23 protein-coding genes and 1 tRNA gene are annotated in these 24,850 nt (G+C 37.4%); 4 read left to right on the plus strand and 20 right to left on the minus strand.

Translation table 11 applies throughout. From position 1 onward, the window contains the following. Positions 1 to 432: 432 nt before the first annotated feature. The 7 genes from AA0X71_RS17625 to AA0X71_RS17655 form a co-directional block, all read right to left on the minus strand. Positions 433 to 747, minus strand: coding sequence for a YbjQ family protein (locus AA0X71_RS17625; protein WP_019153392.1), 315 nt, complete (start codon positions 745 to 747; stop codon positions 433 to 435). Next, positions 728 to 931: a hypothetical protein gene (locus AA0X71_RS17630; RefSeq protein WP_413356617.1), complete on the minus strand. Its 204-nt coding sequence runs from the start codon at positions 929 to 931 to the stop codon at positions 728 to 730. Before AA0X71_RS17630 ends, AA0X71_RS17625 begins: the two co-directional genes overlap by 20 nt. Before the next feature lie 588 nt (positions 932 to 1,519). Further along, positions 1,520 to 2,797, minus strand: a complete 1,278-nt coding sequence (locus AA0X71_RS17635; protein WP_413356618.1) for an MFS transporter — start codon at positions 2,795 to 2,797, stop codon at positions 1,520 to 1,522. Between the two features lie 125 nt (positions 2,798 to 2,922). After that, positions 2,923 to 3,375 (minus strand): helix-turn-helix transcriptional regulator, encoded by a 453-nt coding sequence (locus AA0X71_RS17640; RefSeq protein WP_413356619.1) that lies wholly within the window; start codon positions 3,373 to 3,375, stop codon positions 2,923 to 2,925. A gap of 89 nt (positions 3,376 to 3,464) precedes the next feature. Further along, complete coding sequence (locus AA0X71_RS17645; RefSeq protein ID WP_413356620.1) at positions 3,465 to 3,626, minus strand: FeoB-associated Cys-rich membrane protein; 162 nt, start codon at positions 3,624 to 3,626, stop codon at positions 3,465 to 3,467. Positions 3,627 to 3,696: 70 nt separating this feature from the next. Continuing rightward, positions 3,697 to 5,700 carry a ferrous iron transport protein B gene (feoB, locus tag AA0X71_RS17650; protein ID WP_413356621.1) on the minus strand — a complete coding sequence of 668 codons (2,004 nt, stop codon included), beginning with the start codon at positions 5,698 to 5,700 and terminating at the stop codon, positions 3,697 to 3,699. Further along, a complete protein-coding gene (locus AA0X71_RS17655; RefSeq protein ID WP_019153399.1) occupies positions 5,700 to 5,924 on the minus strand; it encodes a FeoA family protein in 225 nt (74 codons plus the stop codon). The genes feoB and AA0X71_RS17655 overlap by 1 nt, the downstream gene beginning before the upstream one ends. Positions 5,925 to 6,155: 231 nt before the next feature. Here AA0X71_RS17655 and AA0X71_RS17660 point away from each other — a divergent pair, with 231 nt between their 5' ends. From AA0X71_RS17660 to AA0X71_RS17670, 3 genes are all read left to right on the plus strand, one after another. Further along, complete coding sequence (locus tag AA0X71_RS17660) at positions 6,156 to 6,701, plus strand: GNAT family N-acetyltransferase (RefSeq protein WP_413356622.1); 546 nt, start codon at positions 6,156 to 6,158, stop codon at positions 6,699 to 6,701. Positions 6,702 to 6,981: 280 nt separating this feature from the next. After that, complete coding sequence (locus AA0X71_RS17665; protein ID WP_413356623.1) at positions 6,982 to 7,392, plus strand: MerR family transcriptional regulator; 411 nt, start codon at positions 6,982 to 6,984, stop codon at positions 7,390 to 7,392. Positions 7,393 to 7,457: 65 nt separating this feature from the next. Further along, a complete protein-coding gene (locus tag AA0X71_RS17670; protein WP_413356624.1) occupies positions 7,458 to 8,810 on the plus strand; it encodes a hemolysin family protein in 1,353 nt (450 codons plus the stop codon). 842 nt (positions 8,811 to 9,652) lie between these two features. On the opposite strand, the gene glpK is transcribed toward AA0X71_RS17670, so the two are convergent. The 5 genes from glpK to glpA all read right to left on the minus strand — a co-directional run bounded on the left by glpK (position 9,653) and on the right by glpA (position 16,312). After that, positions 9,653 to 11,143: a glycerol kinase GlpK gene (gene glpK, locus AA0X71_RS17675; protein WP_413356625.1), complete on the minus strand. Its 1,491-nt coding sequence runs from the start codon at positions 11,141 to 11,143 to the stop codon at positions 9,653 to 9,655. Positions 11,144 to 11,159: 16 nt separating this feature from the next. After that, positions 11,160 to 11,984 (minus strand): MIP/aquaporin family protein, encoded by an 825-nt coding sequence (locus AA0X71_RS17680; protein WP_413356626.1) that lies wholly within the window; start codon positions 11,982 to 11,984, stop codon positions 11,160 to 11,162. A 339-nt stretch (positions 11,985 to 12,323) separates the two neighbouring features. Then, positions 12,324 to 13,562, minus strand: a complete 1,239-nt coding sequence (locus AA0X71_RS17685) for an anaerobic glycerol-3-phosphate dehydrogenase subunit C (RefSeq protein ID WP_413356627.1) — start codon at positions 13,560 to 13,562, stop codon at positions 12,324 to 12,326. Further along, on the minus strand, positions 13,555 to 14,697 hold the full coding sequence (locus AA0X71_RS17690) for an FAD-binding protein (protein ID WP_413356628.1): 1,143 nt from the start codon (positions 14,695 to 14,697) through the stop codon (positions 13,555 to 13,557). The genes AA0X71_RS17685 and AA0X71_RS17690 overlap by 8 nt, the downstream gene beginning before the upstream one ends. A gap of 1 nt (position 14,698) precedes the next feature. After that, entirely contained in the window at positions 14,699 to 16,312 is a 1,614-nt protein-coding gene (gene glpA / locus AA0X71_RS17695) for an anaerobic glycerol-3-phosphate dehydrogenase subunit GlpA (protein WP_413356629.1), read from the minus strand. A gap of 503 nt (positions 16,313 to 16,815) precedes the next feature. Between glpA and AA0X71_RS17700 the strand changes: the two genes are divergently transcribed. Further along, entirely contained in the window at positions 16,816 to 17,436 is a 621-nt protein-coding gene (locus AA0X71_RS17700) for a hypothetical protein (protein WP_413356630.1), read from the plus strand. A gap of 298 nt (positions 17,437 to 17,734) precedes the next feature. Here the strand turns inward: AA0X71_RS17700 and AA0X71_RS17705 are convergent, their stop codons facing one another. The 8 genes from AA0X71_RS17705 to AA0X71_RS17740 all read right to left on the minus strand — a co-directional run bounded on the left by AA0X71_RS17705 (position 17,735) and on the right by AA0X71_RS17740 (position 24,688). Further along, positions 17,735 to 19,054 carry a S1C family serine protease gene (locus AA0X71_RS17705; RefSeq protein ID WP_413356631.1) on the minus strand — a complete coding sequence of 440 codons (1,320 nt, stop codon included), beginning with the start codon at positions 19,052 to 19,054 and terminating at the stop codon, positions 17,735 to 17,737. A gap of 342 nt (positions 19,055 to 19,396) precedes the next feature. Continuing rightward, the gene (locus tag AA0X71_RS17710; RefSeq protein WP_413362661.1) at positions 19,397 to 20,791 is read right to left on the minus strand and encodes an ATP-binding protein; all 1,395 of its coding nucleotides are present in this window, start codon (positions 20,789 to 20,791) and stop codon (positions 19,397 to 19,399) included. Beyond that, a complete protein-coding gene (locus AA0X71_RS17715) occupies positions 20,781 to 21,485 on the minus strand; it encodes a winged helix-turn-helix domain-containing protein (RefSeq protein ID WP_413356632.1) in 705 nt (234 codons plus the stop codon). The genes AA0X71_RS17710 and AA0X71_RS17715 overlap by 11 nt, the downstream gene beginning before the upstream one ends. A 382-nt stretch (positions 21,486 to 21,867) precedes the next feature. Beyond that, the gene (locus AA0X71_RS17720) at positions 21,868 to 22,791 is read right to left on the minus strand and encodes a hypothetical protein (protein WP_413356633.1); all 924 of its coding nucleotides are present in this window, start codon (positions 22,789 to 22,791) and stop codon (positions 21,868 to 21,870) included. Beyond that, the gene (locus AA0X71_RS17725; RefSeq protein WP_413356634.1) at positions 22,784 to 23,170 is read right to left on the minus strand and encodes a response regulator; all 387 of its coding nucleotides are present in this window, start codon (positions 23,168 to 23,170) and stop codon (positions 22,784 to 22,786) included. The genes AA0X71_RS17720 and AA0X71_RS17725 overlap by 8 nt, the downstream gene beginning before the upstream one ends. A gap of 288 nt (positions 23,171 to 23,458) precedes the next feature. Continuing rightward, positions 23,459 to 23,863: a GNAT family N-acetyltransferase gene (locus tag AA0X71_RS17730; RefSeq protein WP_413362663.1), complete on the minus strand. Its 405-nt coding sequence runs from the start codon at positions 23,861 to 23,863 to the stop codon at positions 23,459 to 23,461. Between the two features lie 189 nt (positions 23,864 to 24,052). Continuing rightward, positions 24,053 to 24,478, minus strand: a complete 426-nt coding sequence (locus tag AA0X71_RS17735; protein WP_413356635.1) for a DUF4395 domain-containing protein — start codon at positions 24,476 to 24,478, stop codon at positions 24,053 to 24,055. 139 nt (positions 24,479 to 24,617) lie between these two features. Continuing rightward, positions 24,618 to 24,688: transfer RNA gene (locus AA0X71_RS17740), tRNA-Gly, on the minus strand. Between the last annotated feature and the right edge of the window lie 162 nt (positions 24,689 to 24,850).

The following is a 24,850-nucleotide window of genomic DNA, read 5'->3' on the forward strand; positions in this document are numbered from 1 at the left end:
AAAAGCACGCTCCTTTCATCTGTCAAAAACTCCACTAACCGCCTTCAAGCTCCACCGTTGATACCATTCTGTTAATTTGTAACATGTTCATTCCTCCTTAATTATTTTTGAATATCTATAGAAAATGAGAAAACTCATTTACTATCCAAAATATGGATCAAAAAAAAGGCATATCGGTATAGTGCGACATGCCTTTTCTCATATAAGTGCACACGCTACAGGAAGACGTAGACCAGTGCCTTTTATTAAAGATCAATAAATTTCAGATCAAATGCTAGGTATGGTTACGTATTGGTTGTATTTAGTTTGAGCTTGAAGTTGAATTCTTACAATCATGTTCGTAACCTCCTACCTTTTCATATTTTTTCCACTTTGTTAGCTTATCATCGAAAATATTAAAAGTCAATTCCCATTTTTCTAAAAAATCATGACCTATTCGACGTACACAGCTGTTCCATAAGCAATGATTTCAGATGCATTTTGCATAACGGTAGAGCTTTCCAAACGGGTAGCAATGATCGCATTCGCTCCCTTTGCCCTTGCATCTTCCACCATACGGCCAATTGCTTTTTGACGAGCTTCATCCATCATTTCTGTGTATTCGCTAATTTCTCCACCGACTATTGTTTTCAATCCTGCTAAAATATCTTTCCCTATATGCTTCGATTGAATCGTATTCCCACGTACAAATCCTTTAAGTTCCTTCACTTCTTTTCCTGGTACAAAATCAGTAGTTACGATAATCATTTTCGTCATCCTCCTCTTTTTCTTTTATTCTTTCTACAATTAAGACAATAAAGATAGCAAGCATTGCTAAGCCAGACAAAATAAATATTAAGATCCCGACAGTGATGTTGAAAAAAAGTATGCCGAAACCAAGGAGTTGCCCAAGAACGCTTAAACTTAATAAAATTTGTTTCAGTTTCCCCATTTTCCTCAGTCCTTCAATGTCTTCATCAAATAGATACTTCTAATTAGTCTCCACTTTTACATACGATTCTAGTTGGAGAATAGGTTCAAATTTTATAAAAAAAAGAGACTGGGACATAACTAGCTTCACCTTTCTCTATTTTTGTATATGTTAATTTTGCCTTAACGCAAGACCTTCGATTTTCCTCGTACTAAAAAATCGAGTGAAACGCAAACTAGCCTTCAAGAATCCAATCGATTTCCACTTTGTCTAAATTTCAACTATAAGCTCCTATTTTGCTCCAACCATCTCTCACCCTTAAGCGGAATTTTTCCTGTTATCTCCTCAACGGACTCCCTTTTAGGGGAAATAACGGAAGATTTTCCGCTTATGGAGGGCAAAATCTTTTATTTTGGCATTTTTTGAGTGAATAGCAGGAATTTTTCCTGTTATTTCGGCTCTTTTTCATGATGCTTGCTCATTAAGCGGAATTTTTCCTGTTATTTTTTCATACTGATACTCCAACTGTTTATACGAACAATTTATACACTCCAAACTAGAATCAAAAAGTCGTTCCCACCGACTTTTTAACCCAGCCTCTTAAAAAAATTAAGCTTCACTTTCTTTAACCTCTGCTAACGTGATTTCATTTTCTCTTGTGTATTTCGGAAGGGTGAATAAATAAAATACGCCAACAAGGATGATACAGACTCCAACTAACCAATAAAGAGCTTCTATCGATAAAAATGTTGGAAAACTAATGGTGATAAACCCTAACGTTATCGATTGGGAAAGCATCATCAGTGGGGTAATCATTCCTTGTACTCTTCCCATCATTTTTGGATCGACAATACTCGGCATCCAGCCTCCAATTCCAATATTGACGAGCGGAAGTGCTAAAGACGAGATAAAAATGACGGCCATAAATATTATGATATTATTCGGTAAGGAAGAAGCGATGACAAAAACTCCAGTGATAAGTAATCCAATAATTATTAAATGATACAATTTTATCTTCTGGCTCAAAAGGGAAGCAATAAAACTTCCAATTAACACACCTGTTCCAAACACGATTCCGATAACGATTGAAAATTGTTCATACATGTCTGGCGCAAACTTATATTTAAGCATAAAAATCGGCATAACAGAAAAACCGCCATTCACAATACCAAGTACAAAGAAGCCGATTAATAAGGTTCTTAAAAGCTTATTTTTCAAAATATAAGAGAACCCTAACTTAAAATCCTCCAACATCATTTTTCTATTTAAATCTTTGAAGCGATGCTTTCCATTAGGCATTCGAACGACATTATGTATTTTGCACGCTCGAATTAGTAAGGCACTTATGACAAACGATAAAAAGTCTACTACTAACGCTCCGTATACACCAACCGTCCAGTATGCAAAAACGCCCAATCCATTGCCAAACAGCATAAACAAACTCATGACGAGTTGATTTAGCCCAGCTGCTGTCGTGTAATCATCCTTTTTGAGTATTCCTTGTACCATTCCATGCTCAGCTGGAAAAAAGAATTTTTGAACAGCACTTCGCAGAAAGAGGACTGCAAAAATGAGTGGCATCCAACCAACATAAATGGTAATGATTAAGGTTAACGATAAAAGGGCACTCATCCAATCACAATAATATGCAATTTTCTGCCGATCCATTCGGTCCGCTAATACTCCAACAATAAAAAAGACGGCCAATGTTGGCAAAGAATACATAAGCTCCGTAATCGAAGCATATGCAGGCTGATCAGTAAACCGATCCATTAAATAAAACATAAACGCCGTTAATCCAATCGTACTTCCTAACTGTGAAGTGAAATTTGCTAAAAACAAGCGCATATAATTACGATTTTGAAATATTTCTTTAAATTTCTTCATGTCGTTTCTCCCATCAGCTTTATTTATCTCTATACTAAGGGAGAATTTTCCTGTTCTTAAGAGCCCGATGATGGTTTCTTACTCCGTCTCCAGACGGAAAAAAGATGGGTAATGTAATTGACTCGCTAATCCTTGGCTAATTCGTTAAATCTTTCTAACGATGCTTTCTCATCCGTACTGCTGAAGATTCGAAAATACTCTTCATCGAGAATTCGAAAATGTTGGCTAAGTATATTTTGCTGGAGAATGAAGCTATTTTTCTTTGCAATTTCTCTCCACCAAATTTTTCCTCCAAGTGTTTTTTCTTTGCGATAATCGATTCCGTCACGCGCTACTGTCTCAAGTACTTCCAGTGGTTCATTTCCAAATAGGTACTGAACCGTCTCCGTTTCACGAAAAAGGGCTGAAATCGTCACAACTGTTGGCCAGTTGGCATACATTCGCCCTTTCTCAATTTGGACTAACGTCTTTTTCGATACACCGATAATCTCTGCCATTTTATCCTGTGTATAGCCTGCTTCTGTCCGAATAAGCCTTAATTTCTCAGATACCTTTAAAATAATCTCTTCTCTTGTCACCCATCGTCATTCCTTTATGTATAAATTGGTGTAAATTTACACTTTATACGTCCATTATACAAGATGAGAGACCTGCTATTCAAGGAAAACTAGACTTGTTTCTCCTTTCCCTCACAGCATGCTTCACTAGAACATGAGCCTTTAATATCACAGCTCGCACATTTTCCTTGCTTCGATCTTTTAATAAATTTCCAAAGCGCCCAGCTTGCATATCCAAATATAAGTCCACCAATGATTATGTTTACCATCATCTTACCGCCTTTCTTAATGGATTGACTGGATTCCTCATGAATTGTGAAAAAATGAGCAATCTATCATTCTTTAAAAACCTACTAAACTTCCAACCTGATAAATGACCAATGAGAGTACATAGGCGATTAACAAGGCATACCCCATCGAAAAGGCTGTCCATTTATAGGATCCTGTTTCTTTTTTGATCGTCGCAACTGTCGCTAAACATGGAATATAAAGGAGAATAAAGACCATAAAACTATATGCTGCAACAGGTGAAAAGCTATTTATCAATAATCCTTGTAAGCTTGCCTCATCAGGAACAAAGTAAATAATATTCATCGTAGAAATAATCGCTTCTTTTGCTAAAAAGCCTGTTAAAAGTGATGCACCTGCCTGCCATGTCCCAAATCCTAACGGTGCCAATAATGGGGCAAATACGCCACCAATCATCGCTAAAAAGCTATCATCCATATCTACATTAACACCTTGAGGTCCAGCGTAAGACAATAACCAAATAATGACTGAGCCGGCAAAAATAAAGGTACCTGCCTTTTTAACAAAACCTTTCCCTTTTTCCCATGTACTCTTCCAAAGAGCTTTTCCTTGTGGAAGGCGATATGGTGGAAGTTCGATAACGAAAAAGGATGTTTCACCCTTTAAAATGGTTGCTGAAAATACTTTTGCTAAAATAAGTGCAACAACAATGCCAAGAATATAAAGTGATAACACGATAAGGGCTTTATGATAGGCGAAAAAAGCTCCAACGAATAATGCATAGACTGGTAATCGAGCTGAGCAAGACATCAACGGTGTCAGCAATACGGTTAACATTCTTTCTCTAGGGGTTTCAATTGTTCTAGCTGCCATTACACCTGGTACATTACAACCGAATCCAATCATCATCGGGATAAAAGCTTTTCCATTCATTCCGACCAATTCCATTAATCGATCCATAACCAATGCGACACGAGCCATGTAGCCTGAATCCTCTAATAATGAAATAAAGAAGAAAAGGATAAAGATTTGCGGAACAAAAACAAGAACTCCTCCTACCCCAGCTACGATTCCATCAAGTACTAAAGCATGAATAAAGGATGAGGCACCAATAAAAGTTAAAAAGTTCTCAAGCCCCGATGTTATCGGTCCTGAAATCAACCCATCAAGTAGATCAGAAAGTGGAAAGCCAAGCCAGTCAAATGTAAGCATGAATAAGAAATACATAACAACAAAGAAAATCGGTAATCCTAACCATTTATTTGTAATAATCGTATCGATTTTTTCAGAAAGTGGTTGTCTATTTTCTCCTTGTAAATAGGTAGACTTTTGTAAAAGCTCCGAAATGGCAGCTTGTCTTTTCCTATAAATATATTGTTCAATCGTTCTTTCCTGCTGTTGCGCAAGTACAGCTTTTGCTGTTTCGTGAACAAAGGGCTCCAATGTCTCCTTATTAATAAAGTCTTGTAAATACGTTTTTACGTAGGGATTTCCTTCTAATAATTGTAGCGTTAACCATCTAGCAGAGTGAGGCGATTTCCCTTGAAGTAGTTGCTCAAATTTCCTAATCGCCGCTTCCATTTCGCTCCCATACGGTACGGTGAAATGGCTAGCGGATTCTGTTTTGACAGTTGTTACCATTTCAGCTAGCTCTTCACAGCCTCTTCCACTACGTGCGATAACTGGTATTGTTTTAGCACCAAGTTGGGAAGAGAGTTTGACCACATCGATTTCAATTCCACGTTTTGATGCAACGTCGACCATATTTAAACCAATTACTACTGGCTTACCAAATTCAAGAAGTTGAATCGTCAAATGTAAGTTCCGTTCTAGTTGGGAGGCATCGACAATATTTAGCATTCTATCAAATGAATCATGAAGCAAAAAGTTCGTAACTACTCCCTCGTCCTTCGAAAGTGGGTTAAGTGAGTATACACCTGGCAAATCAATCAGGGAAGCTTTTCCCTTCTTAAACACCCCTACCTTTTTCTCAACCGTTACGCCGCTCCAGTTTCCTACATATTCATAAGACCCAGTCAGATTGTTAAACATTGAAGTTTTGCCTGTATTTGGGTTCCCTAAAAGTGCGATATCCATTATAATCCTTCCACCTTTATCGAATATGCTTCACGACGCCTGATTCCGACACATTGTCCACATGATTCAAGCATGACTGGTCCGCCAAAAGGCATTTTACACTTGATACATATTTCTGAACCTTCTGTTATGCCTAAATCAAGTAGCCGTCTCCGAACTAATTGATCAGCACTCGAAATATCAATAATCTTAGCTCGTTCACCTGTTCCTAACTTCGACAACATCCTGATCACCTAATTTCATTTAATTGAGAATGATTCTCTTTCGTTATAGCACGATTTATGTATTAGAACAGTGTGAAAAGTCACTCCAATTACACAAAAAGCCTTGAATTGTCTCCAATCCTTATAAGTACTACATGTTTGGGTAATATGGAGTTTTTTTGAACTTTTCAATCATCCAAGATTTTTCCTTTCAATTCGACGCATAGGATAGTCATATAAAGGAGGGGAAATATGTTTACCATGAGAGTTGATCATGACATAGAGTTACAGCTACTTGAGCCCCATCATGCTGACGAGTTTTTTCATTTAATAGACTCAAATCGATCGTACTTAAGAGAATGGCTTCCTTGGGTAAATGAAGTCATATCCCCAGTGCAAACCCATCGGCTTATCTCACTCTGGATGATGCAATTTAGTGAGAAAACCGGATTTAGTCTAGGGATCCGTTACAGAGGTAGATTAGTTGGCAACATCGGATCGCAATTTATAGATTGGAATAATCGCCAAACATCGATTGGCTACTTTATTGCTAAAGATGCACAAGGTCACGGGATTATGACCAAAGCCGTTCGAGCTGTATTAAATTATTCCTTCTTTCAATTAGGTCTTAATCGGATTGAAATTCGTTGTGGTGAAAAAAATGCAAAAAGCCGGGCTATTCCAGAGAGACTTGGCTTTACGTATGAAGGTTTCGTCCGAGATGGCGAGAATTTGAATGGGCGATTTCATAATTTACTTATGTATAGCCTGCTCGCGAGGGAATGGTCTAGCCAGTAAATCAGGAGAATGAAGCACCCACCTTGTGATCTAATCATACGATTTTTGTATGTTCAAGATAGTAAGGGCAAGAGAACGGCATCATTTCTCTAAGTCTGTTAAAATTCTTAACAGACTTTTTTGTATTTTCAAAGAAATTTCCAGAGAACCGTTCATATTCACTCCAATTTATAATAAACTAAAGGTAACATATTTTTTCATAACCACAACGTTTGACTGTATGGTTTTGCATCCTTTATAATCATGTAATAGGAATAGATTGAGGTGATATGATGGGGCATTGTATCGTATTGGCGAACTAGCAAGTATTGCACATGTATCCAAAAGAACGATTGATTATTATACAAGTATTGGACTCTTAAACGCTCAACGCTCAAAATCCAATTATCGGATTTATACAGAACAAACTTTAGAGGATTTAAGGTTTATTGAAGAATGCAAAGGTCTTCATATTCCACTTGAAGAGATTAAGAGAAAACTAGAAATTAAGAAAATAAAAGAAGTACAAGAAGGGGAACTAAGGAAACATATCCTTTCGGTAACACAGCAAATGAAGCAGCTTCAAATCGATTTAAATGTTCTCATTCCATTGATTGAAAATCTTGATAACGGTCAAGCGGAGAATTATTCCAAGTTGCTTAATACTGAAGGTGAAGTGTTATTAAAATCCCTTTCCGAATTACATGGTTAGACTAAATTTTTGAATTTATTGGGAGGTGACTCCTTACTCGTTTTTGACGAGATAAGGAAATTTATTTGGACATATTTAACTTGGTTTTATTAGCCATTTTGATTGCTTTAACGGCATTTTTTGTCGCTTCAGAATTTGCGATCATTAGGATAAGGAGCTCAAGAGTAGAGCAGTTGATTGATGAAGGAAGTAAAAGTGCAATTGCTGCGAAAAAAGTTATCACTCATCTTGATGAGTACTTATCGGCTTGTCAGCTCGGGATTACTGTTACAGCGCTAGGAATTGGTTGGTTAGGAGAGCCGACTATAGCTAAAATGCTAACTCCTATATTTGCGGAGTTTAATATTCCTTCCACTTTATCCCATGTTGTTTCAGTCGCGATAGCTTTCTTATTTATCACATTTCTCCATGTGGTTGTTGGTGAGCTTGCTCCTAAAACTGTTGCTATCCGTAAGGCTGAACAAGTCACACTTGTTGTGGCGAGACCACTCATATGGTTTTACCGCCTGTTCTATCCATTTATTTGGACTTTAAATGGATCAGCACGGATCATTGTGGGATGGTTTGGTTTAAAGCCTGCTAAAGAGAGCGAAGAAGCACATTCTGAGGAAGAACTTAGACTGATTTTGTCTGAAAGTTATAAAAGTGGTGAGATTAACCAATCTGAGTTTAAGTATGTAAACAAAATCTTTGAATTTGATGATCGAATCGCAAAGGAAATCATGGTTCCAAGAACCGAAATTGTTTCCTTATCAAAAGATGACACGATCAAGACATTTTTAGAAGTCATGTATGTCGAAAAGTTTACCCGTTATCCTATCATTGATGGAGATAAAGACCATATTATCGGCTTAGTAAACTTAAAGGAAATCATGACCGATTTATTAAATCATCCTGAAATTGCCATGCAAACACTAGAATCCTATATTCGACCGATCATCCGTGTGATTGATACAGTCCCTATTGGAGACTTATTGGTCAAGATGCAGAAGGAACGTATTCATATGGCCATTTTGATGGACGAATACGGCGGGACATCTGGTCTTGTTACCGTTGAAGATATCATTGAAGAAATTGTTGGTGAAATCCGCGACGAATTTGATATGGATGAAATTTCTGAAGTACGAAAGATCAATGATGACCATTACATTCTTGATTCCAAGGTGCTTGTAAGTGAAGTGAATGATTTGTTTAACCTTAATATTAATGATGAAGATGTGGATACCATTGGAGGCTGGATTTTAACAGAAAATTATGAAGCCCAAGAGGGTGACACAATTGAAATTGACTCCTACTCTTTTAAAATCATTGAAATGGAAGACCATCACATTAAATATATTGAGGTAACACTATTGGCAGAAGAAAAGGAGGGGAAGATTGAACAATTTCCCTTAACTAATTCTTCCATCGTTTCATAGAAATTTAAAGAGTACATTGAAAAACCCATTTCTAGTTCCTCTAGAAATGGGTTTTTCCCTTTTTTCATGGTTATTAAACCTTTTCTTTTAAATCCATTAATATTATATGAAACTTGCATTTAAAAATATGGCAACTCTCCACCTATAAGTAAAAGACAGATGAAATATCTCTCACTTTGTTGGATAGCCGTCTATATCGAATTTTTTTCCCTAGATTTCGGTTTAAGTACAAAAATGATCTTAAATAAAGGCTCTTTTCGCAAACATTGTTGCTATTTAGTCATAGATAGGAGAATAAAGCCCTATTATTACTCGTTAAATTAGTATCAAGTAAGCGAAAAGTGCCGCGCAAAAATAATGTGTGTTCTAAAACCCCATTTGAGGGGTAAATGTCGGCCTCTGGACATTTACGAAAAAACCACAATCATTACGAAAACAGCGTAAATAAAAAAAGCTCCTACAAAACGTAGAAAGCTTCCGGTTTGTCTAATTCGATTCCAACATCTCTCACTTAAGCGGAATTTTTCCTGTTATCTTCTCAATGAAATTCCTTTTAAGGGAAATAACGGAAGATTTTCCGCTTATGGAGGGCAAAAGCGTTTATTTTGGCTTTTTTTGAGGGAATAGCAGGAATTTTTCCTGCTATTTCGGCTCTTTTTCATGATGGTTGAGTCATTAAGCGGAATTTTTCCTGTTATTTTTTCATACCGATACTCCTACCATTTATCCGAACATTTTATCGAACACTTATCCACAAGTCGAGGGAATTTATAAATTCCTGGACAAAAAAACTGAATCAAAAAGTCATTACAACCGACTTTTTGACCCAGCCTCATTATTTCTTATTTAAACACCATAGCTGCTTTTACAGCTTTTTTCCAACCTTCATACAATTCTTCACGATTCTCATCTTCCATTGTTGGTTCAAATTTACGATCTACCGCCCATTGCTTAGCGATCTCTTCTTGGCTTTCCCAATAGCCAACTGCAAGTCCAGCTAAGTATGCAGCTCCAAGTGCAGTTGTTTCATTAACAATCGGTCTTTCAACTGAAACATTAAGAAGGTCACTTTGGAAATCCATTAAGAAATTATTCTTTACTGCTCCTCCATCTACACGGAGTTTCTTCAAGACAATTCCTGAATCTGCTTCCATTGCGGACAACACATCTTTCGTTTGATAAGCAAGAGATTCAAGAGTTGCTCTAACGAAATGTTCTTTTGATGTTCCACGTGTTATGCCAAACACAGCTCCACGAACATCACTATCCCAGTAAGGAGTTCCTAATCCCACAAAAGCTGGTACCACATATACACCGTCCGTTGATGCAACCTTTGTAGCGTATTCCTCGCTATCTTTCGCATCTTTTAGCATTCTTAAACCATCGCGAAGCCACTGAATAGCAGAACCAGCGACAAAAATACTACCTTCTAAAGCATACTCCACTTTTCCGTTAAGACCCCATGCAATTGTTGTAAGGAGACCATGTTCCGATTGAACTGCTTTTTCACCTGTGTTCATGAGCATAAAGCAACCGGTTCCATAAGTGTTCTTTGCCATCCCTGATTCAAAACAAGCTTGACCAAATAATGCCGCTTGCTGGTCACCTGCTGCTCCTGCAATCGGAATTTCTTTTCCAAAGAAATGATAATCGACTGTATGTGCATAAACTTCTGAGGAAGGACGAACTTCTGGAAGCATCGCTTTCGGAACTTCAAGGATTTCCAATAACTCTTCATCCCATTTTAATTCATGAATATTATACATTAATGTTCTTGATGCATTAGAGTAGTCCGTGACATGAGCTTTTCCACCGGATAATTTCCAAATTAACCACGTATCAATCGTTCCAAATAGAAGCTCTCCACGCTCAGCTCTTTCACGCGCTCCCTCTACATGATCGAGAATCCATTTTACTTTCGTTCCAGAAAAGTATGCATCAATAAGCAGTCCTGTTTTATTACGGAATAAGTCAACGTAGCCTCTTTCCTTAAGATCTTGACAAATATCACTCGTTTGTCTTGATTGCCAAACAATTGCATTATAAATTGGAGTACCCGTTTCCTTGTCCCATACGACAGTTGTTTCCCTCTGGTTCGTGATTCCGATACCTGCAATCTGTTCAGGTTTAACGTTGGATTCAGAGAGTACACCAGCAATAACAGATAGAATCGAACCCCAAATTTCATTCGCATCATGTTCTACCCAGCCTGGACTTGGAAAATGCTGTGTAAATTCCTTTTGGGCCGTGTATTTTATTTCTCCCTTTTGATTAAATAAAATGGCGCGTGAGCTTGTTGTTCCTTGGTCTAATGATAAGATGAATTTTTCCATTTTTAATTCCCCCAATTTAAGCTGCTTGATTTTCTTTGTCATAAATAGTTGTTTGGTTCTTACTTGCAACAAAAGCAATTGTAAGGACAACTACAGTAATAGCTAATACGATCCATAAAGCCGTTGTCACTGTTTCTAAAAAGACTGCTTGATAAAAGACTGCTCCGATACTTCCACCTAAAAGCGGGCCCACTACAGGAATCCATGAATACTTCCAGTTAGAACCACCCTTCCCAGGAATCGGGAGCAATGCGTGAGCAATTCTTGGACCAAGATCACGGGCAGGATTAATCGCATAACCTGTAGAACCCCCTAAAGACATACCGATTACAACAATGAGTAGACCGACAACTAGTGGATTTAATCCTTCAGTAAAATTATTTGCTCCTATAAATAATAACCCAAGTACAAGTATAAATGTACCAATGAGCTCACTTAACAAATTTGAAAAAGTATGTGGAATAGCTGGTGATGTTGCGAATACTCCAAGTTTTGTACCTGGCTCCTTTGTTTCTTTCCAGTGTGGTAAGTAGTGTAAGAATACGAGTGTTGCCCCTAATATTGCTCCAATAAACTGGGCAACGATATAACCAGGAACATCAGCCCAAGCAAAATCTCCAGTTAAGGCCAACGCCACCGTTACAGCAGGATTTAAATGGGCCCCACTAACCTGTCCAACTGCAAATACACCCATTGTTACCGCAAGTCCCCATGCAAGTGTAATAACAATCCACCCTGCATTTTTCGAATAAGACTTTTCTAAAGAAGAACCAGCCCCAATTCCAGCACCCAAAACAATTAAAATCATGGTACCGATAATCTCTCCAATAAATGGTGTCATCTTTTTCTCTCCTCACTAATATAATGTAATCGGTTTACTTCGATGACGAAAAAAAAGAGACACAACAGATCACCCTATTATAAAATAGGCGCTGTGTGAGTCTCCTTATCTCCATCACAATTGCATTAACTTATAGCATTAGTATACGAATTCTTGTAAGCGGTGTCAATAATAGATTTCTAGATTTATCGATAAATGTTACAAAAGATTGACAAACAATACATGTATGTTGAAAACCTTTTCTTTCAAAAAAATCTTGAGCAGGCTACTCCTAATCTATACATAAAAATTTTTCACAGAAAAAAGATCTGAGCCTATTAACTCAGATCTTTTTTAGTACTACGATTTAGAAGAAGCAAGCGAACCTTCTTCCAGATTCTTAGAGTAGGATTCTGCAAGAATTTGCATTGGGTGTATAACCGTTTTAGGTGTCAGCTGTTCTAACTGATTTTTACACATGCCACACTCTGTTACTGTATAATCGGCATCTGCGTCTGCAATCGCTTCAGCCATCGGTTTACCAATTTTCATTGAAATATCATATTTTTCTTCTTTGAATCCGAAGGTTCCACACTGACCACAGCATCCTGCCGCAACATCTTGAATTTCATAGCCTGGAATAAGTGCAAGAATGTCCATAGCAGGGTTGCCAATTCCTTGACCTTTCATATGACATGGCGCATAATAGCCTGCCTTAGCATTCATTGGTGCAAATTCCGTATTCAGTTCACCAGATTCATGTAATAATCGTAAATATTCATCTGCATCATACACATGCTTTGCTAGCTCCATAGCGCCTTCTGATTTTAAATAATTGACATATTCTTTTTTAAATGCAAACGTACAACTCGTACATGTCAAAACAATGTCATAACCTTGCCTTGTATACTCAAGCAAACTATCAATATTGTAATTTGCGTTCTTAAGACCTTGCTCCATTTTGCCGTTTGCAAACATAGGAACTCCACAGCATTTCTGCTTAGGTACAGCGACTTCAATTCCATTATATTTCATGACTTCAACAAAGGAATCTGCCACCTCAGGTGCATTGTACGTAGCATAACAGCCAACAAAATAAGCAACCTTGCGCTTTGTTTGAGCGGTTGTTTTTTTGTATTTTCTTTTAAAATTATTAAAGCGATACTTTGGAAACTTTCGTTCAGCCGGAATGCCCATCACCAATTGCATCGCTTTACGGACAGGTTTCATCGTCATCGCAACATTCGTAATCGGTGCAAATGCTGAAGCTGCCATTCCAACTAACTCTGCATTACTTAACACCTGATCACGAAGCTTTGTTCCTTCAATATCAGCATGAATTGCCTTTGCATAAGCAGTTAATGTTGATACATGGACATTCTCTGGACATGAGATATCACAATTCCCACATAAAGTACATAGCTCAATTCGTTTATCATCTATAATGTGTTGATTATCTGTAAGCCTTTTTAACTCTGGACCTAAATGCTTCGGTCCACCAAACTCCAATGAGACGCTTGAAACCGGACAACTTGCTGTACAGGCATTACACTTGAGGCAGGCATCAAATGAACGGTCTAAGAAGCTATAATCAAGCATGTTGAAGCCCTCCTAATTTCATATTTTCGTTAAGTTCCAAAAGAGTTTCATAGCTCGATAGAATCGAAAAGACACCGCCCGTAATTCCATGCTGAATCACTTTTGTACCTTTACTCGCACCGACGAGGAAAACATTATCAGGGCAGTTTACATAACGGCCAAATTTATCAAGTTCCCTACTTAGCACTTTATCTTTAAAGCCTTCTGCGGTTTGCTCAATGCCACCACCTAACACACCACCTGTTGCCAATACAAATCGCTCAGACTTTATCTTCATATTTGTGCTTGTGATCACTGCTTTGACGATATTATCCTCGACTTCTGCATCTTCAATGGTCGTATTCTCATAAAATCTTACACCAAGTTTTATTGCTTCTCGTTTTAATTTGTCATGCAAACGAATCGCTGTTGCATTGGGTGGCATCCCGGATGCTTCAGTAACAGCAGTATTTAATTCTCTAGTCAACCGCTCTAACACCATCTGCCAATTGTTGAAACCTAATGAGGATGGAAAAATAAAGAGATCAGGCTTTGCTATTTGTTTGTTGACCATCTCTTTCTGGATTTCATTTATCACCTTCGTACAAGACTCTTCTTCATCAAGTAAGTGAGCGGCATCAAGTTGTGACATCGTTCTAGATGAATTTTTTCCGAGTGAGACGGTTATAGGATCAATTTTCAAGAGAGGTCTGCTCTTTTCTAGATTTCCTTTTATATACATTGGAAGGAAATCAACTACCTCTTCAAAGCCAACGATTACGACATGTCCTTTGTCAGGTATTGGTTTGATTGTTTCGGGATAGAATGCTGTTTTCTTAACATGACCGGAACCTGTTACGATTGTAACGAGAGTTTCCACATCACCTTGATAAGGGTACCCAATTCGCTCTGTTAACTGAAAGAATTTCTTCATTGCTTCATTTATATTTAAGCGTGAACGGGTATCTAACTCATATTTTGAAATTAAGTCCGTGAACGTTCCATCTTGTCCAGGGATAACATCCATTACACCTGAGGACTGAAGAATTTTTCCTAAACCTGAGGAAACTAATGCGACACGCTTTCCCTGCTCACGACTCCAAATGGCTGTTATTAACCCTGTTAGTCCTTGTCCGACAATGACTTCATCATACATGTTATTCATCTCCCTCTTTTAGACGTAACGAAACATTGTAAATGGCATCCATTAGCTGAGCTTGTTTTGCTGTCTCTCCTGTTGCCACAACAGTCATGCCCTTTTTTCGTTCATGGAGTGCATCGTTCAATGCCCAAGATACTTCATCCGAAGTTGCTACTCCTTTTTCCACTGCTACTGCTGCGGCACGAAAACTACAAAATGTCCCTTGACAAGGGCCCATCCCTAAACGAGTTCTTCTTCTAATATCACCTAGGTTAAAATGACTATCTTTTGTTAACGTTGATTCAATTTCGGCCCATGTGACCTGCTCACATTCACAAATGACTGTTCGATCCATTTGCGCCTGTTTTAATGACTGTTCAATTTTCGTAGCCTTTGTTCCCGCCCAATGAAACAATTTCGTTTTGGCAGCTGGAGCCATGTCGACTTCCTTAAAGAAACTACTCGCTTCACGATGGGGAACGACCTCTTCATGAGATGTACACTTCGCTTGGATATTCATTTTTTCACAGACCATGTCTACTGTTTTTTCTGCCATATATCGGAATGTCGTCAACTTCCCACCGGTAATCGTCATAAACCCATCGACACCATCTCTTTTTTGATGGTCTAATAAAGCAATTCCCCGTGTAACTGACCTTCCGCTATCATCAGCAATACTGGATTCTTGATAAAGAGGACGACTTCCACTAAACGCTCGAATGAGACGCATCTCCTTTAAATCTGGAATTAGCGCCAGACCTTCCTCGATCATTTCTTCCAACTCTTGACGATTCAAGCTAAAATCATTCGGATCATCGACATTGATCCCCGTTGTTCCAAAAATGGTTACATTATGGGCTGGAACAAAAATATCCGCATCTCCTGGAAGTCTTAATCGATTGATCACCTGTTTATTAAAACGATGATTGAGGACTGCAAGCATTCCTTTATTGTTTATTAGATGTAAGGAAATACCTGCCATTTCAGCCATTTTTGCTCCCCATGGACCAGCTGCATTAATGACGATATCTCCATGAATTTCCGTTTCTTCACCTGTATAGCGATTCCGTACTACAACGCCGGTCACACGATTCGTTTCTCTGATCACATCAATGACTTCATGATACGTTAATGCTCTCGCTCCCCTTGACACGGCATCTGCCACCACATCCACAACAAGAGTGAAACAATCGATAGAACCATCTGGTACAGAATAGACTGATTGAATGTTTTTATTTAAATAAGGTTCGTCTTTAAACGCTTTTTCAAGGGGAATATTCGATACGGGAATCCCCACTTTTTCACACGCTTTTACCCATTTCTGAACATAGGCATCATCATCTTCTGGCACCTTTGCAAAAAGACCTCCGGTTTGCTCGACTGAACCAGGAATTGTTTTTTTTATAATGATATTTTCTCGGTAACTCTCAATCGCAGCTTCTTCATCTCTTACCGCATACCGTGCCCCTGAGTGAAGGAGTCCATGATTTCGAGAGGAAGTTCCATGGCCAAGATCCCGCTGTTCTACTAAGATTGCTTTAATTCCACGGACTGCTAAATCTCGGAGAACTCCTGCTCCCGTTGCACCTCCGCCTACCACAATCACTTGAGTTTCGATCATTTTTCTCATGCCATTTCCTCCTTTATTTATTAAAGGCTCTTTTCTCAAACATTGTTGCTACCTATCAAAAAAATAGAAAATCATTTTATTTATCCTGGCAAGCAAAAAACAACAGAGAAAAGAGCTTGCTTATTTCATCCGTGGTACTACGATACGTATAAATCGGAATGGTCGGCATTAAGACCATTCTAAAAACCATAATTTTCGTATGAAAACAGCCTTATTAAAAAAAGAAACCGCAAAAAACCTGGTGGTATAAGACATACTTATCCCTAACAGATTTCTTGCGGCTTCTCCAATTCTCCAGCCAACTATTATATTTTCACTATAAGAATACTATAAATTCCAGCGATATTACGGAGGATTTCATGGCAATATTGTGAAATGGTTGCTTTGAAAAACTTTCACTACTCCTACCTTTTAATAATAAAATAGCTTTTTTATCATAATTTAACATATTTTGGGTACCATAACTTTCGTGGTTATTTTGTACATAAAGGAGAGATTCAACAATGAAAAAAATAAGAGTTCTAATAGCGATCCTTTTCATTACACTTACATGGGACCAGTCCGTACCTGTTCATGCAGAAAAGGAGCTTTACAAACATGGACATCACCACAAGTTGATTGAACATGAAAAAGCCGAACAGCTAAAAGAGGAAGGTTATTCGAAACAGGATATTTTCATGGCAGCGATGTTAAGTAAAAAAGCAGAGAAAGACATTGATGATGTACTAGCACTATACAAAGAAAACAAATCTTGGGAAAAAACAGCTACAGAACTTGGAATCGACATGGAGGAATTTAAACGAATTGATTCTATGCGTCAATGGGAACAATTTGTTAAGGAAAATAAAAAGGAAGTAAAAGCCTTTTTAGCTGGGTACGCAAATAAGACGGAAGCAGAAATTGATGCCTATATAAAAGAAGGAATTCCATTACGATTTTTAATCGGGGCTGCAGCAATTGCGAAGCTTAGTGATAAACCCATTGATGAAATCATCACTTATAAAAAGGAACATAAACCTTTCCATGAAGTGATGGAGACACTTGATATTAGTAAAGAAGATCTCCATAAAGAACTTAAACAGTTTAAAGAAGATGTGAAAAAATCAGTCGAAAAAGACGATTAACTACAAAGAGGCTAGCCGAAAGGTGGTAACCAACTACTCATTCGGCTAAAGCCTCTCCATTTTATATAAAGGCTCTTTTCGCAAATATTGTTGCTTTTTCGAAAGTTTTAAGCAACAAAATACCTATATCTCCTCTGAGAGATTAATAAGAGGAAGCGAAAAGTGCCGTCGCACACTTCATGTATAGCAATACCTGTGATAGATAGGTAAAAACCGGCTTCTGGGTTTTACCAATAACCACAATCTATAATAGAACAACGTATATAAAAGGTCTAAAGAAAGACCTATATTTGGAACATCAACTAGCTTGAATATTATTTGCTAAAGTCATTTTTTCTGTTATCAATTTCCCTTCACGATAAATCTTTAATTCTACCTCATCGCCTACTTTGGCTTCAGTATATAAGTATTTTCGTAAATCATTGGATGTTTCTACTGTTTGATCGTTAATTGCCACGATCACATCTTGTGCCTTGATGCCAGCCTCAGCTGCCCCTGATGCTGGATCCACATATGTCACCATCGCACCACCTGTGACATCTTCTGGAAGCTCCTGATAATAAGCGGAAGGAATTTCATTAAGACTAGCGAGACTAACACCCATATATGGTCTACTAATCTTTCCTGACGAAATAATTTCATTTACAATTGGAACGACATCATTACTTGGAATGGCAAAGCCAAGTCCTTCTACTCCACTTTCGGAAATTTTTAAACTATTAATCCCAATGAGCTGTCCTTGCGAGTTAATCAAGGCCCCACCACTATTACCAGGGTTAATGGCTGCGTCGGTTTGGATGACATTCAGTTCCCATTCACCAGCAGAAGTGGAGACCGCAATTTCTCGATCTACCGCACTGACTATCCCTTGTGTGACGGTTCTTGAAAATTCTAATCCAAGTGGATTTCCTATCGCTAATACTTGTTCACCAGCTCTTAACGTTGATGAATCTCCGAATGAAAGTACATTGTCTGCATATTTTGCATCGATCTTCAATACAGCTAAATCAGTAAGTGCATCTGCCCCTATTAACTGCGCTCCCACTTTCTCCCCATTATGAAAAGAGACTTCAATTTCCGTTGCTCCTTCAATGACATGATTATTGGTAACAATGTATGCTGTATCATCTGTTTTCTTAAAAATAACACCTGAACCAGAACCACTTTCAACCACTTCTGAAGTTCTAGAAAAAGGGTTGTTCTGTTGCTGTTTGTTAACAATTCCTACGATAGCTGATGATGTTTTGTCAACAATATCTGCTACAGATGCAGAAGCATTAGTCGTTGAAGTCGGGACAATATTTACTGCATTTCCTTGAGATGAAGCTTCAGCTACTGCTCCACTTGCAACAGGCTGATAGTATTCATGGAAAAAATCGGTTTGTGGAATAACCGTCATCGTTAATACAGAGCCGACTACCCCGGCTGCAACCATACTGAAAAATCCCTTTAGCTTCAGTTTCGGTTTATTATTCTTTGCGGCTCGAATTTCTACTTCTTGAGTCTCTTCCTTTTGAGATTCAACTTCTGGAGTTTCATCCTCTTGAGTCTTTCCTTCATCAGTATCCACTTCTTGAATTTCTACTTCTTGGTTATCGTCTTTATGTAAATCACTCATCTTAATTCCTCCTCAACTTCTTACGTTGAATACATTTTATCCCGAAATTATGAACAAAAAGTGACAAAACTTTTAAGAAGAAAGGAATGAATTAGGAAAATATGATGAAAAACGCTCTTTTCTCAAACATTGTTGCTATTGTTTCATAAAATCAATAGTAAATCCTAATTTATACTGTCACGCAAACAAATAGCAGAGAATAGAGCTTGCCTATTCCATCCGTGGTACTGTTCTACGTATAAATCGGAATGGTCGGGATTAGGATCATTCCAATAACCAAAATCCGTACGAAACAGCCATAAAAAAAAGAACCACATGTCTGTGATTCTATAATTTCGCTCCTTATATATACGGAATGTGAATGACAAACTTTGTTCCTTTTCCTTTTTCACTAAATACTTCAATTGAGCCTTGATGCAGATGAATTAACTGTTTTACAATTGATAAACCTAAACCAAATTCACCGTACGGGTTATTCGTTCTTGAAATTTCCGCCTTGTAAAATCGGTGCCAAATTTTTTCAATTTCCATCGTATCAATACCAATACCAGTATCTTCAATTTCAATAACCGTGTGATTTTGCTCCATTCTTCCCCTTAGCCAAATGTGGCCATTCTCAGTAAATTGAATACTATTTTTCGTAATATTAATTAAGATTTGTATCAGTCTATCATAATCAGCCAGAATCCGGACATCTTCCTCGACTTCAATCTCAATTTGATTGTCTTTCTCAGTTGCTTGTAAATGAAGCTGTTCCTGAATAATTTCAAATACCTCTTGTAACTGTACATCTTCTTTATTTAGTTTTATTTGATTGGACCTTATTTTATCGTAATCAAGGTTTTCATTGACTAAGCGAATCAATCTCTTTGTTTCTTGACTGACTAAATTAATGCCTTTTTCTTTTTCTTCTTCTGCAATCATCCCGTTTTTCAAGCCCTCAACGACACCACTAATCGTCGTTAATGGTGTTCTTAACTCATGGGATACATCTGACATGAAATTCCTTCTTCGATTGTCCAGACTCTCTATTTCCTCAGCAGCGGTGTTTAACTTTTTCACCATATGATTAAAATCATGAGCGAGCTCCCCGATTTCATCAAAATTTGATGGAGGCAGGTTAACAGAGTAATCACCCGCAGACACCATTGACGTCGCTTCCTGAAGTCGCTTAATCCGATTAACATGGACCTTTGATAATAGCCAACTTGGAAGAATAGCTAGTGCAAATGCCAACAATGCGGTAAAAAATAAGTATTGGTTGATTTGACTGATCATTTCTCTAGAGCCACTAATTGGGGAAGTCAATAGAATAACCCCTATTAGCGTATCATTCATGATATATGGTAAGGCTAATAAAGTAACTTCCTGATTCGAATGTTTAATTTTATTTCTTACAACATGTGGATTTCCCTTAGCAATTTGCTCTAGGACTTCGTCTACTAGCTTCAAGTTTCCACTTGGGTAAAGAAGATTCCCTTCTTCATCAAAAATACTAAAGCTAATATTTCTTCCTTTTAGAACATTACTATATTCATTCACTATATTTGTAGCAGAACGTGTCCCTCTCGTAATATCGGTAAGGATATTTTCCCCATAGGATATAAGCTCATCCACTGTGTCTTGATAGACTAACCGTTCAACATAGTGGGTAAATACAATACTCATGATCAGGAAAGCTACCAAAAGAACACCCATATGACTAATTAATTGCTGATATAAATACTTAATTTTCACTGGTTTGGATCGTTTCATCGAACTTATACCCTACTCCCCAAACGGTATGGAAAAATGGTTGGTGATCAGTACCGATTTTTTTCCTGAGTCTTTTGATATGAACGTCAACAGTACGCTCATCTCCATAAAATTGATAGCCCCACACTCGATCAAGCAACTGTTCTCTCGTGAACACTTGCTTAGGATGTTGAACAAAATAGTAGAGAAGGTCGAATTCCTTTGGGGTCAGATTAGAGATGGTTTCACCATCCAAAAAAACTTCCCTTTTTTCCTTACTAATTTGAAAATGCTTCGTAACCAATAAGCCTTTTTCCGCCTTCTCCACAGGACCTGCATGGACTCTTCGTGTAATCGCTCGAATACGTGCCATTAAAGCAAGTGGACTAAATGGTTTTGTTACATAGTCATCTGCTCCCATTTCTAATCCAAGAACCTGATCTGATTCACTATCCTTCGCCGTTAACATAATGATTGGGATCGAGTCCCCTTCAGCTCTTATTTTTCTACAGATGGTGACGCCATCCATCCCTGGTAGCATCCAATCAATTATGAGAAGATCCCAATTTCCTTCCTTATATCGTTCGAATCCTTTAAGACCATCATGGACATATTCACCATGTATTCCCTCTTTAGAAAAAAACATATCAATCATTGAACAAACACTTTCATTATCTTCGATTACTAAAACATTCATATTTTCCACTCCCAAAAAACCGTTTCAACTGCAAATTCTCTCTCAAATTTAACATAAGACTATTTCGTTATTTTATCAACTCTTTGCAAATATTTTCTCCTATTTTATATTTATTTTTTAAGAACACCCATAGTTTTCACTATCGAACCGAAGTATATAGTAGATATTTATAAAATATAGGTTTAAAGTCACAAAAACCTGTGAATAGTACAGTATCGAAATGAATAATGAAGAGGAGGCCACAATCATGGTGAAAACAGACATCGACCAACTACTTGAAGCAACAGAAGACCTAGATATGGATGTCAATCACCTTATTCTAGGAGATATTGAAATCGATTGGCTATTGGAGAGCACTCAAGATGGATCAAAAAAGAGCTACTCATGGAGTAACCCTTACTTGTTGACTAGCGCTAGTAACAGAAATCGATTCAGGACGATCTGACAGAATTAATTGGAAAGGTCCCTTTTGAGTATGGACTGTAACTGCAAATTGTTCTCCTTCTACTATACCATTTTGAAGAACACTTTGAGGAAGCATATTTAACTCTACTCCCTCGTTCGACATATTTACGAGATAAATTCCATTATGTAAATTTAAAAATTCACTAACAGAAGCTTCTGCAAGCTCATCGATTTCGGTTAACTCTTCTTCAGCATAGACAGATGCTACATGAAGAAATACACTCTTATCTGCAGATATTCCAGTAAATAGCGGAGCTTCTCCAACTACCTCCTGATGAACGAGCCATACATCACCTTGTCCTTTTTTCGCCCCGACATCGAAAAATAGTTGATCATCAATAAACCGGATCATATTTTTCGCGAATAGAGACAAATACTTACTATATTTCTCAACTTTTGCTTCATCTTTATCCTGTAAAATGAGTTTAACAAGTTCATCGATATCTCCATGTTTAATTGCCTCAAATTTTTCATCTGATAAACTGTAACCTTTTTTATATTCATCCAAAGCTTTTGAAAAGGTCTCAATGGACATATAGCCTTTATCAACTAATGCTTGGGCTAATAATAGATGATTCTGCTTTTGCAAACCTAACATGGATTCTACTTGTTCATGCGTTAAATATCCAAGATCAACGGCAATTTCGCCAAAACGTTTGTCTACTTGTTTTTGCTTTTGATGGATTTCTTCTACCTGCTCAGGGGTTAAAAGTCCCTCATCAACAGCAATAACGCCAAACTTCACATGAACTGTTTTTTGCGCATCTAGGGCATCCACAAGCTGTTCTCTCGTTAATAATCCTTCGTTCAATAAATAATGTCCAAAATATTGACTAAACATTTACGCTTCCCTCCTTCAGAATCTTGTCAATCAGATTCGTGACCGCTTCTAAGGAGATCGGCTTTTGGATAAAATCATAAGCCCCTTTTTCAATTGCCTTCTTCAAATGTTCTTTTGTTCCAGCTGATGATGCCATAATCACCTTTGCATCAGGATTATGTGTAATGATTTCTTCTAATGCCTCGATTCCATCCTTTTCAGGCATGACAATATCCATGAAAATCAAATCTGGATTTTTTTCTTTAGCAAGTTCTACCGCCAAAATTCCATTTTCAGCTTCAAAAATGTCCCCACATTTACATTTTTCCAAAGTACCTCTAAGTTTCTTTCGAATCAACACGGAATCATCACAAATCAGTACATTTAATGGTTTTACCATACTCTTTAGTCCCTCTTTTCATAAGCTGAATGTTCTACTTTTTTCTTTCAATAATTTATTTTATAGTTCTACATACCTATGACAAAATCCTCTATTTTTTTGTATTTTTTGAATTCTCACTACAAACAAAAGAGATTGTTGTTAGCAACAATCTCTTTATAACAAATATATAATATCACTACTTCTTCTTGGCTTTTTTCTTTGTTCCCATTAAAGCATTTGCAATCACACCAATAAAATCCACTAATGCTTCAAAAATTATGAATGCACCTCCATCATTAATGAGACCTATTTACCTGATTGCATTTGATAATTTCTTGTAAGCATTCCGTTTGATTTGATCATCCCAAACTTTTCATAATACGGAACCAAATCATCATCGCAACATAAATCGACCATATAGATATCCTCAAGTTCTGCTAACATTTGCTTCACTAATTCCTGACCGATCCCTTTATTTTTGTAAGGTGGTAACACTTCAAGGAACGGGATATAGGCAGATAAGACTTCATCACTAATAGCAGTGATAAACCCAACTACTTGATTCGTTGCATCTTCATATGCAATAACTACTTTACTACTGTTTTTTAATAATCTTAAATGAGTTTGTGGGCTTGGTGAATTTGGCCAATCTACAAAAAAACCATTTAACATCTCAGAAGAAATTCCATCAAGAGATTTTTTGTATATCATCATCGATCAACTCCTTATTTAATTTTTGGTAGTTGATATGGATCAATAGAAAAGTAACAAGGATTAAACCTCCAAGCTTTATAGGTACTATAAAAGATTCGACTAAAATTTTGAAAATCCTTTTTGAGTTACGCATATCAACAAATTTATAACCAAATAAAAAGCCAGCTTTAATGCTGACTTTTTTTATTAATTTAATGATTTTCGATATTGATATTGTTGCCATTGGAATCGAATATAACATCCGACACAAAATCCAAGAATCGCAATAAAAGCTGCCAAAGCTACCATGATCGTAAAGCTCCAGGCAACTACTGTCCATCCGAGTAGATAACCGACATAACCGAGACCTAAACAAATAACAGAAATTACTTGGTTAAATTGCTGCTGGTCAAAGTCTTCTGGTATATATTCGGATGGTTGTTTTCTTAAAAGTTGTCTTCCTACCATTATTATTGGATTAACTTTAAAGATGAGCCCAATGAGCCCACATATTAAAGGGAATAATAAAATCGTTTCTTGTTGAGTAATCCAAGTTAAAACGACACTTAGAACAATAATCCATTGATTTAACCTCACAAGCGGTCTAGGGATTGATTTATGCTTTTCACTCATTTAAAACCCACCTATCATATAAGAATTATAAGTTATTGTGAGTATACTTGATTTCGTGGTTTTTGTGAAGTGAAAGAGGTTGAAAAATGAAAAGAAAAAAGGATGTTCTAGTTAGCACTTAGAACATCCTTTTTAAGGAAGCGGGTGATGGGAATCGAACCCACGACAACAGCTTGGAAGGCTGTGGTTTTACCATTAAACTACACCCGCATATATATTGTAATTTTATCTTGTTTCTATTTCCTAACGTTGGCCTTACATGCCTCTAACTCTACAAGCTTACTCTGGAATGCCTTATCGTCGAGGCAACTCGTAGATCATTCATAGATGCTTTGCTCGTGGCTGTGGTTTTACCATTAAACTACACCCGCA

The sequence above is a fragment of the Robertmurraya phoenicis genome (assembly GCF_047302285.1).
Taxonomy (GTDB): Bacteria; Bacillota; Bacilli; order Bacillales; family Cytobacillaceae; genus Robertmurraya.

Bases quoted from the DNA above. Each gene is read 5' to 3' on its own strand.
- AA0X71_RS17625 (WP_019153392.1), bottom strand. From the start codon at position 747: ATGATTATCGTAACTACTGATTTTGTACCAGGAAAAGAAGTGAAGGAA.
- AA0X71_RS17630 (WP_413356617.1), bottom strand. From the start codon at position 931: ATGGGGAAACTGAAACAAATTTTATTAAGTTTAAGCGTTCTTGGGCAA.
- AA0X71_RS17635 (WP_413356618.1), bottom strand. From the start codon at position 2,797: ATGAAGAAATTTAAAGAAATATTTCAAAATCGTAATTATATGCGCTTG.
- AA0X71_RS17645 (WP_413356620.1), bottom strand. From the start codon at position 3,626: ATGATGGTAAACATAATCATTGGTGGACTTATATTTGGATATGCAAGC.
- feoB (WP_413356621.1), bottom strand. From the start codon at position 5,700: ATGGATATCGCACTTTTAGGGAACCCAAATACAGGCAAAACTTCAATG.
- AA0X71_RS17655 (WP_019153399.1), bottom strand. From the start codon at position 5,924: ATGTTGTCGAAGTTAGGAACAGGTGAACGAGCTAAGATTATTGATATT.
- AA0X71_RS17660 (WP_413356622.1), top strand. From the start codon at position 6,156: ATGTTTACCATGAGAGTTGATCATGACATAGAGTTACAGCTACTTGAG.
- glpK (WP_413356625.1), bottom strand. From the start codon at position 11,143: ATGGAAAAATTCATCTTATCATTAGACCAAGGAACAACAAGCTCACGC.
- AA0X71_RS17680 (WP_413356626.1), bottom strand. From the start codon at position 11,984: ATGACACCATTTATTGGAGAGATTATCGGTACCATGATTTTAATTGTT.
- AA0X71_RS17685 (WP_413356627.1), bottom strand. From the start codon at position 13,562: ATGCTTGATTATAGCTTCTTAGACCGTTCATTTGATGCCTGCCTCAAG.
- AA0X71_RS17690 (WP_413356628.1), bottom strand. From the start codon at position 14,697: ATGTATGATGAAGTCATTGTCGGACAAGGACTAACAGGGTTAATAACA.
- glpA (WP_413356629.1), bottom strand. From the start codon at position 16,312: ATGAGAAAAATGATCGAAACTCAAGTGATTGTGGTAGGCGGAGGTGCA.
- AA0X71_RS17700 (WP_413356630.1), top strand. From the start codon at position 16,816: ATGAAAAAAATAAGAGTTCTAATAGCGATCCTTTTCATTACACTTACA.
- AA0X71_RS17705 (WP_413356631.1), bottom strand. From the start codon at position 19,054: ATGAGTGATTTACATAAAGACGATAACCAAGAAGTAGAAATTCAAGAA.
- AA0X71_RS17715 (WP_413356632.1), bottom strand. From the start codon at position 21,485: ATGAATGTTTTAGTAATCGAAGATAATGAAAGTGTTTGTTCAATGATT.
- AA0X71_RS17720 (WP_413356633.1), bottom strand. From the start codon at position 22,791: ATGTTTAGTCAATATTTTGGACATTATTTATTGAACGAAGGATTATTA.
- AA0X71_RS17725 (WP_413356634.1), bottom strand. From the start codon at position 23,170: ATGGTAAAACCATTAAATGTACTGATTTGTGATGATTCCGTGTTGATT.
- AA0X71_RS17730 (WP_413362663.1), bottom strand. From the start codon at position 23,863: ATGATATACAAAAAATCTCTTGATGGAATTTCTTCTGAGATGTTAAAT.
- AA0X71_RS17735 (WP_413356635.1), bottom strand. From the start codon at position 24,478: ATGAGTGAAAAGCATAAATCAATCCCTAGACCGCTTGTGAGGTTAAAT.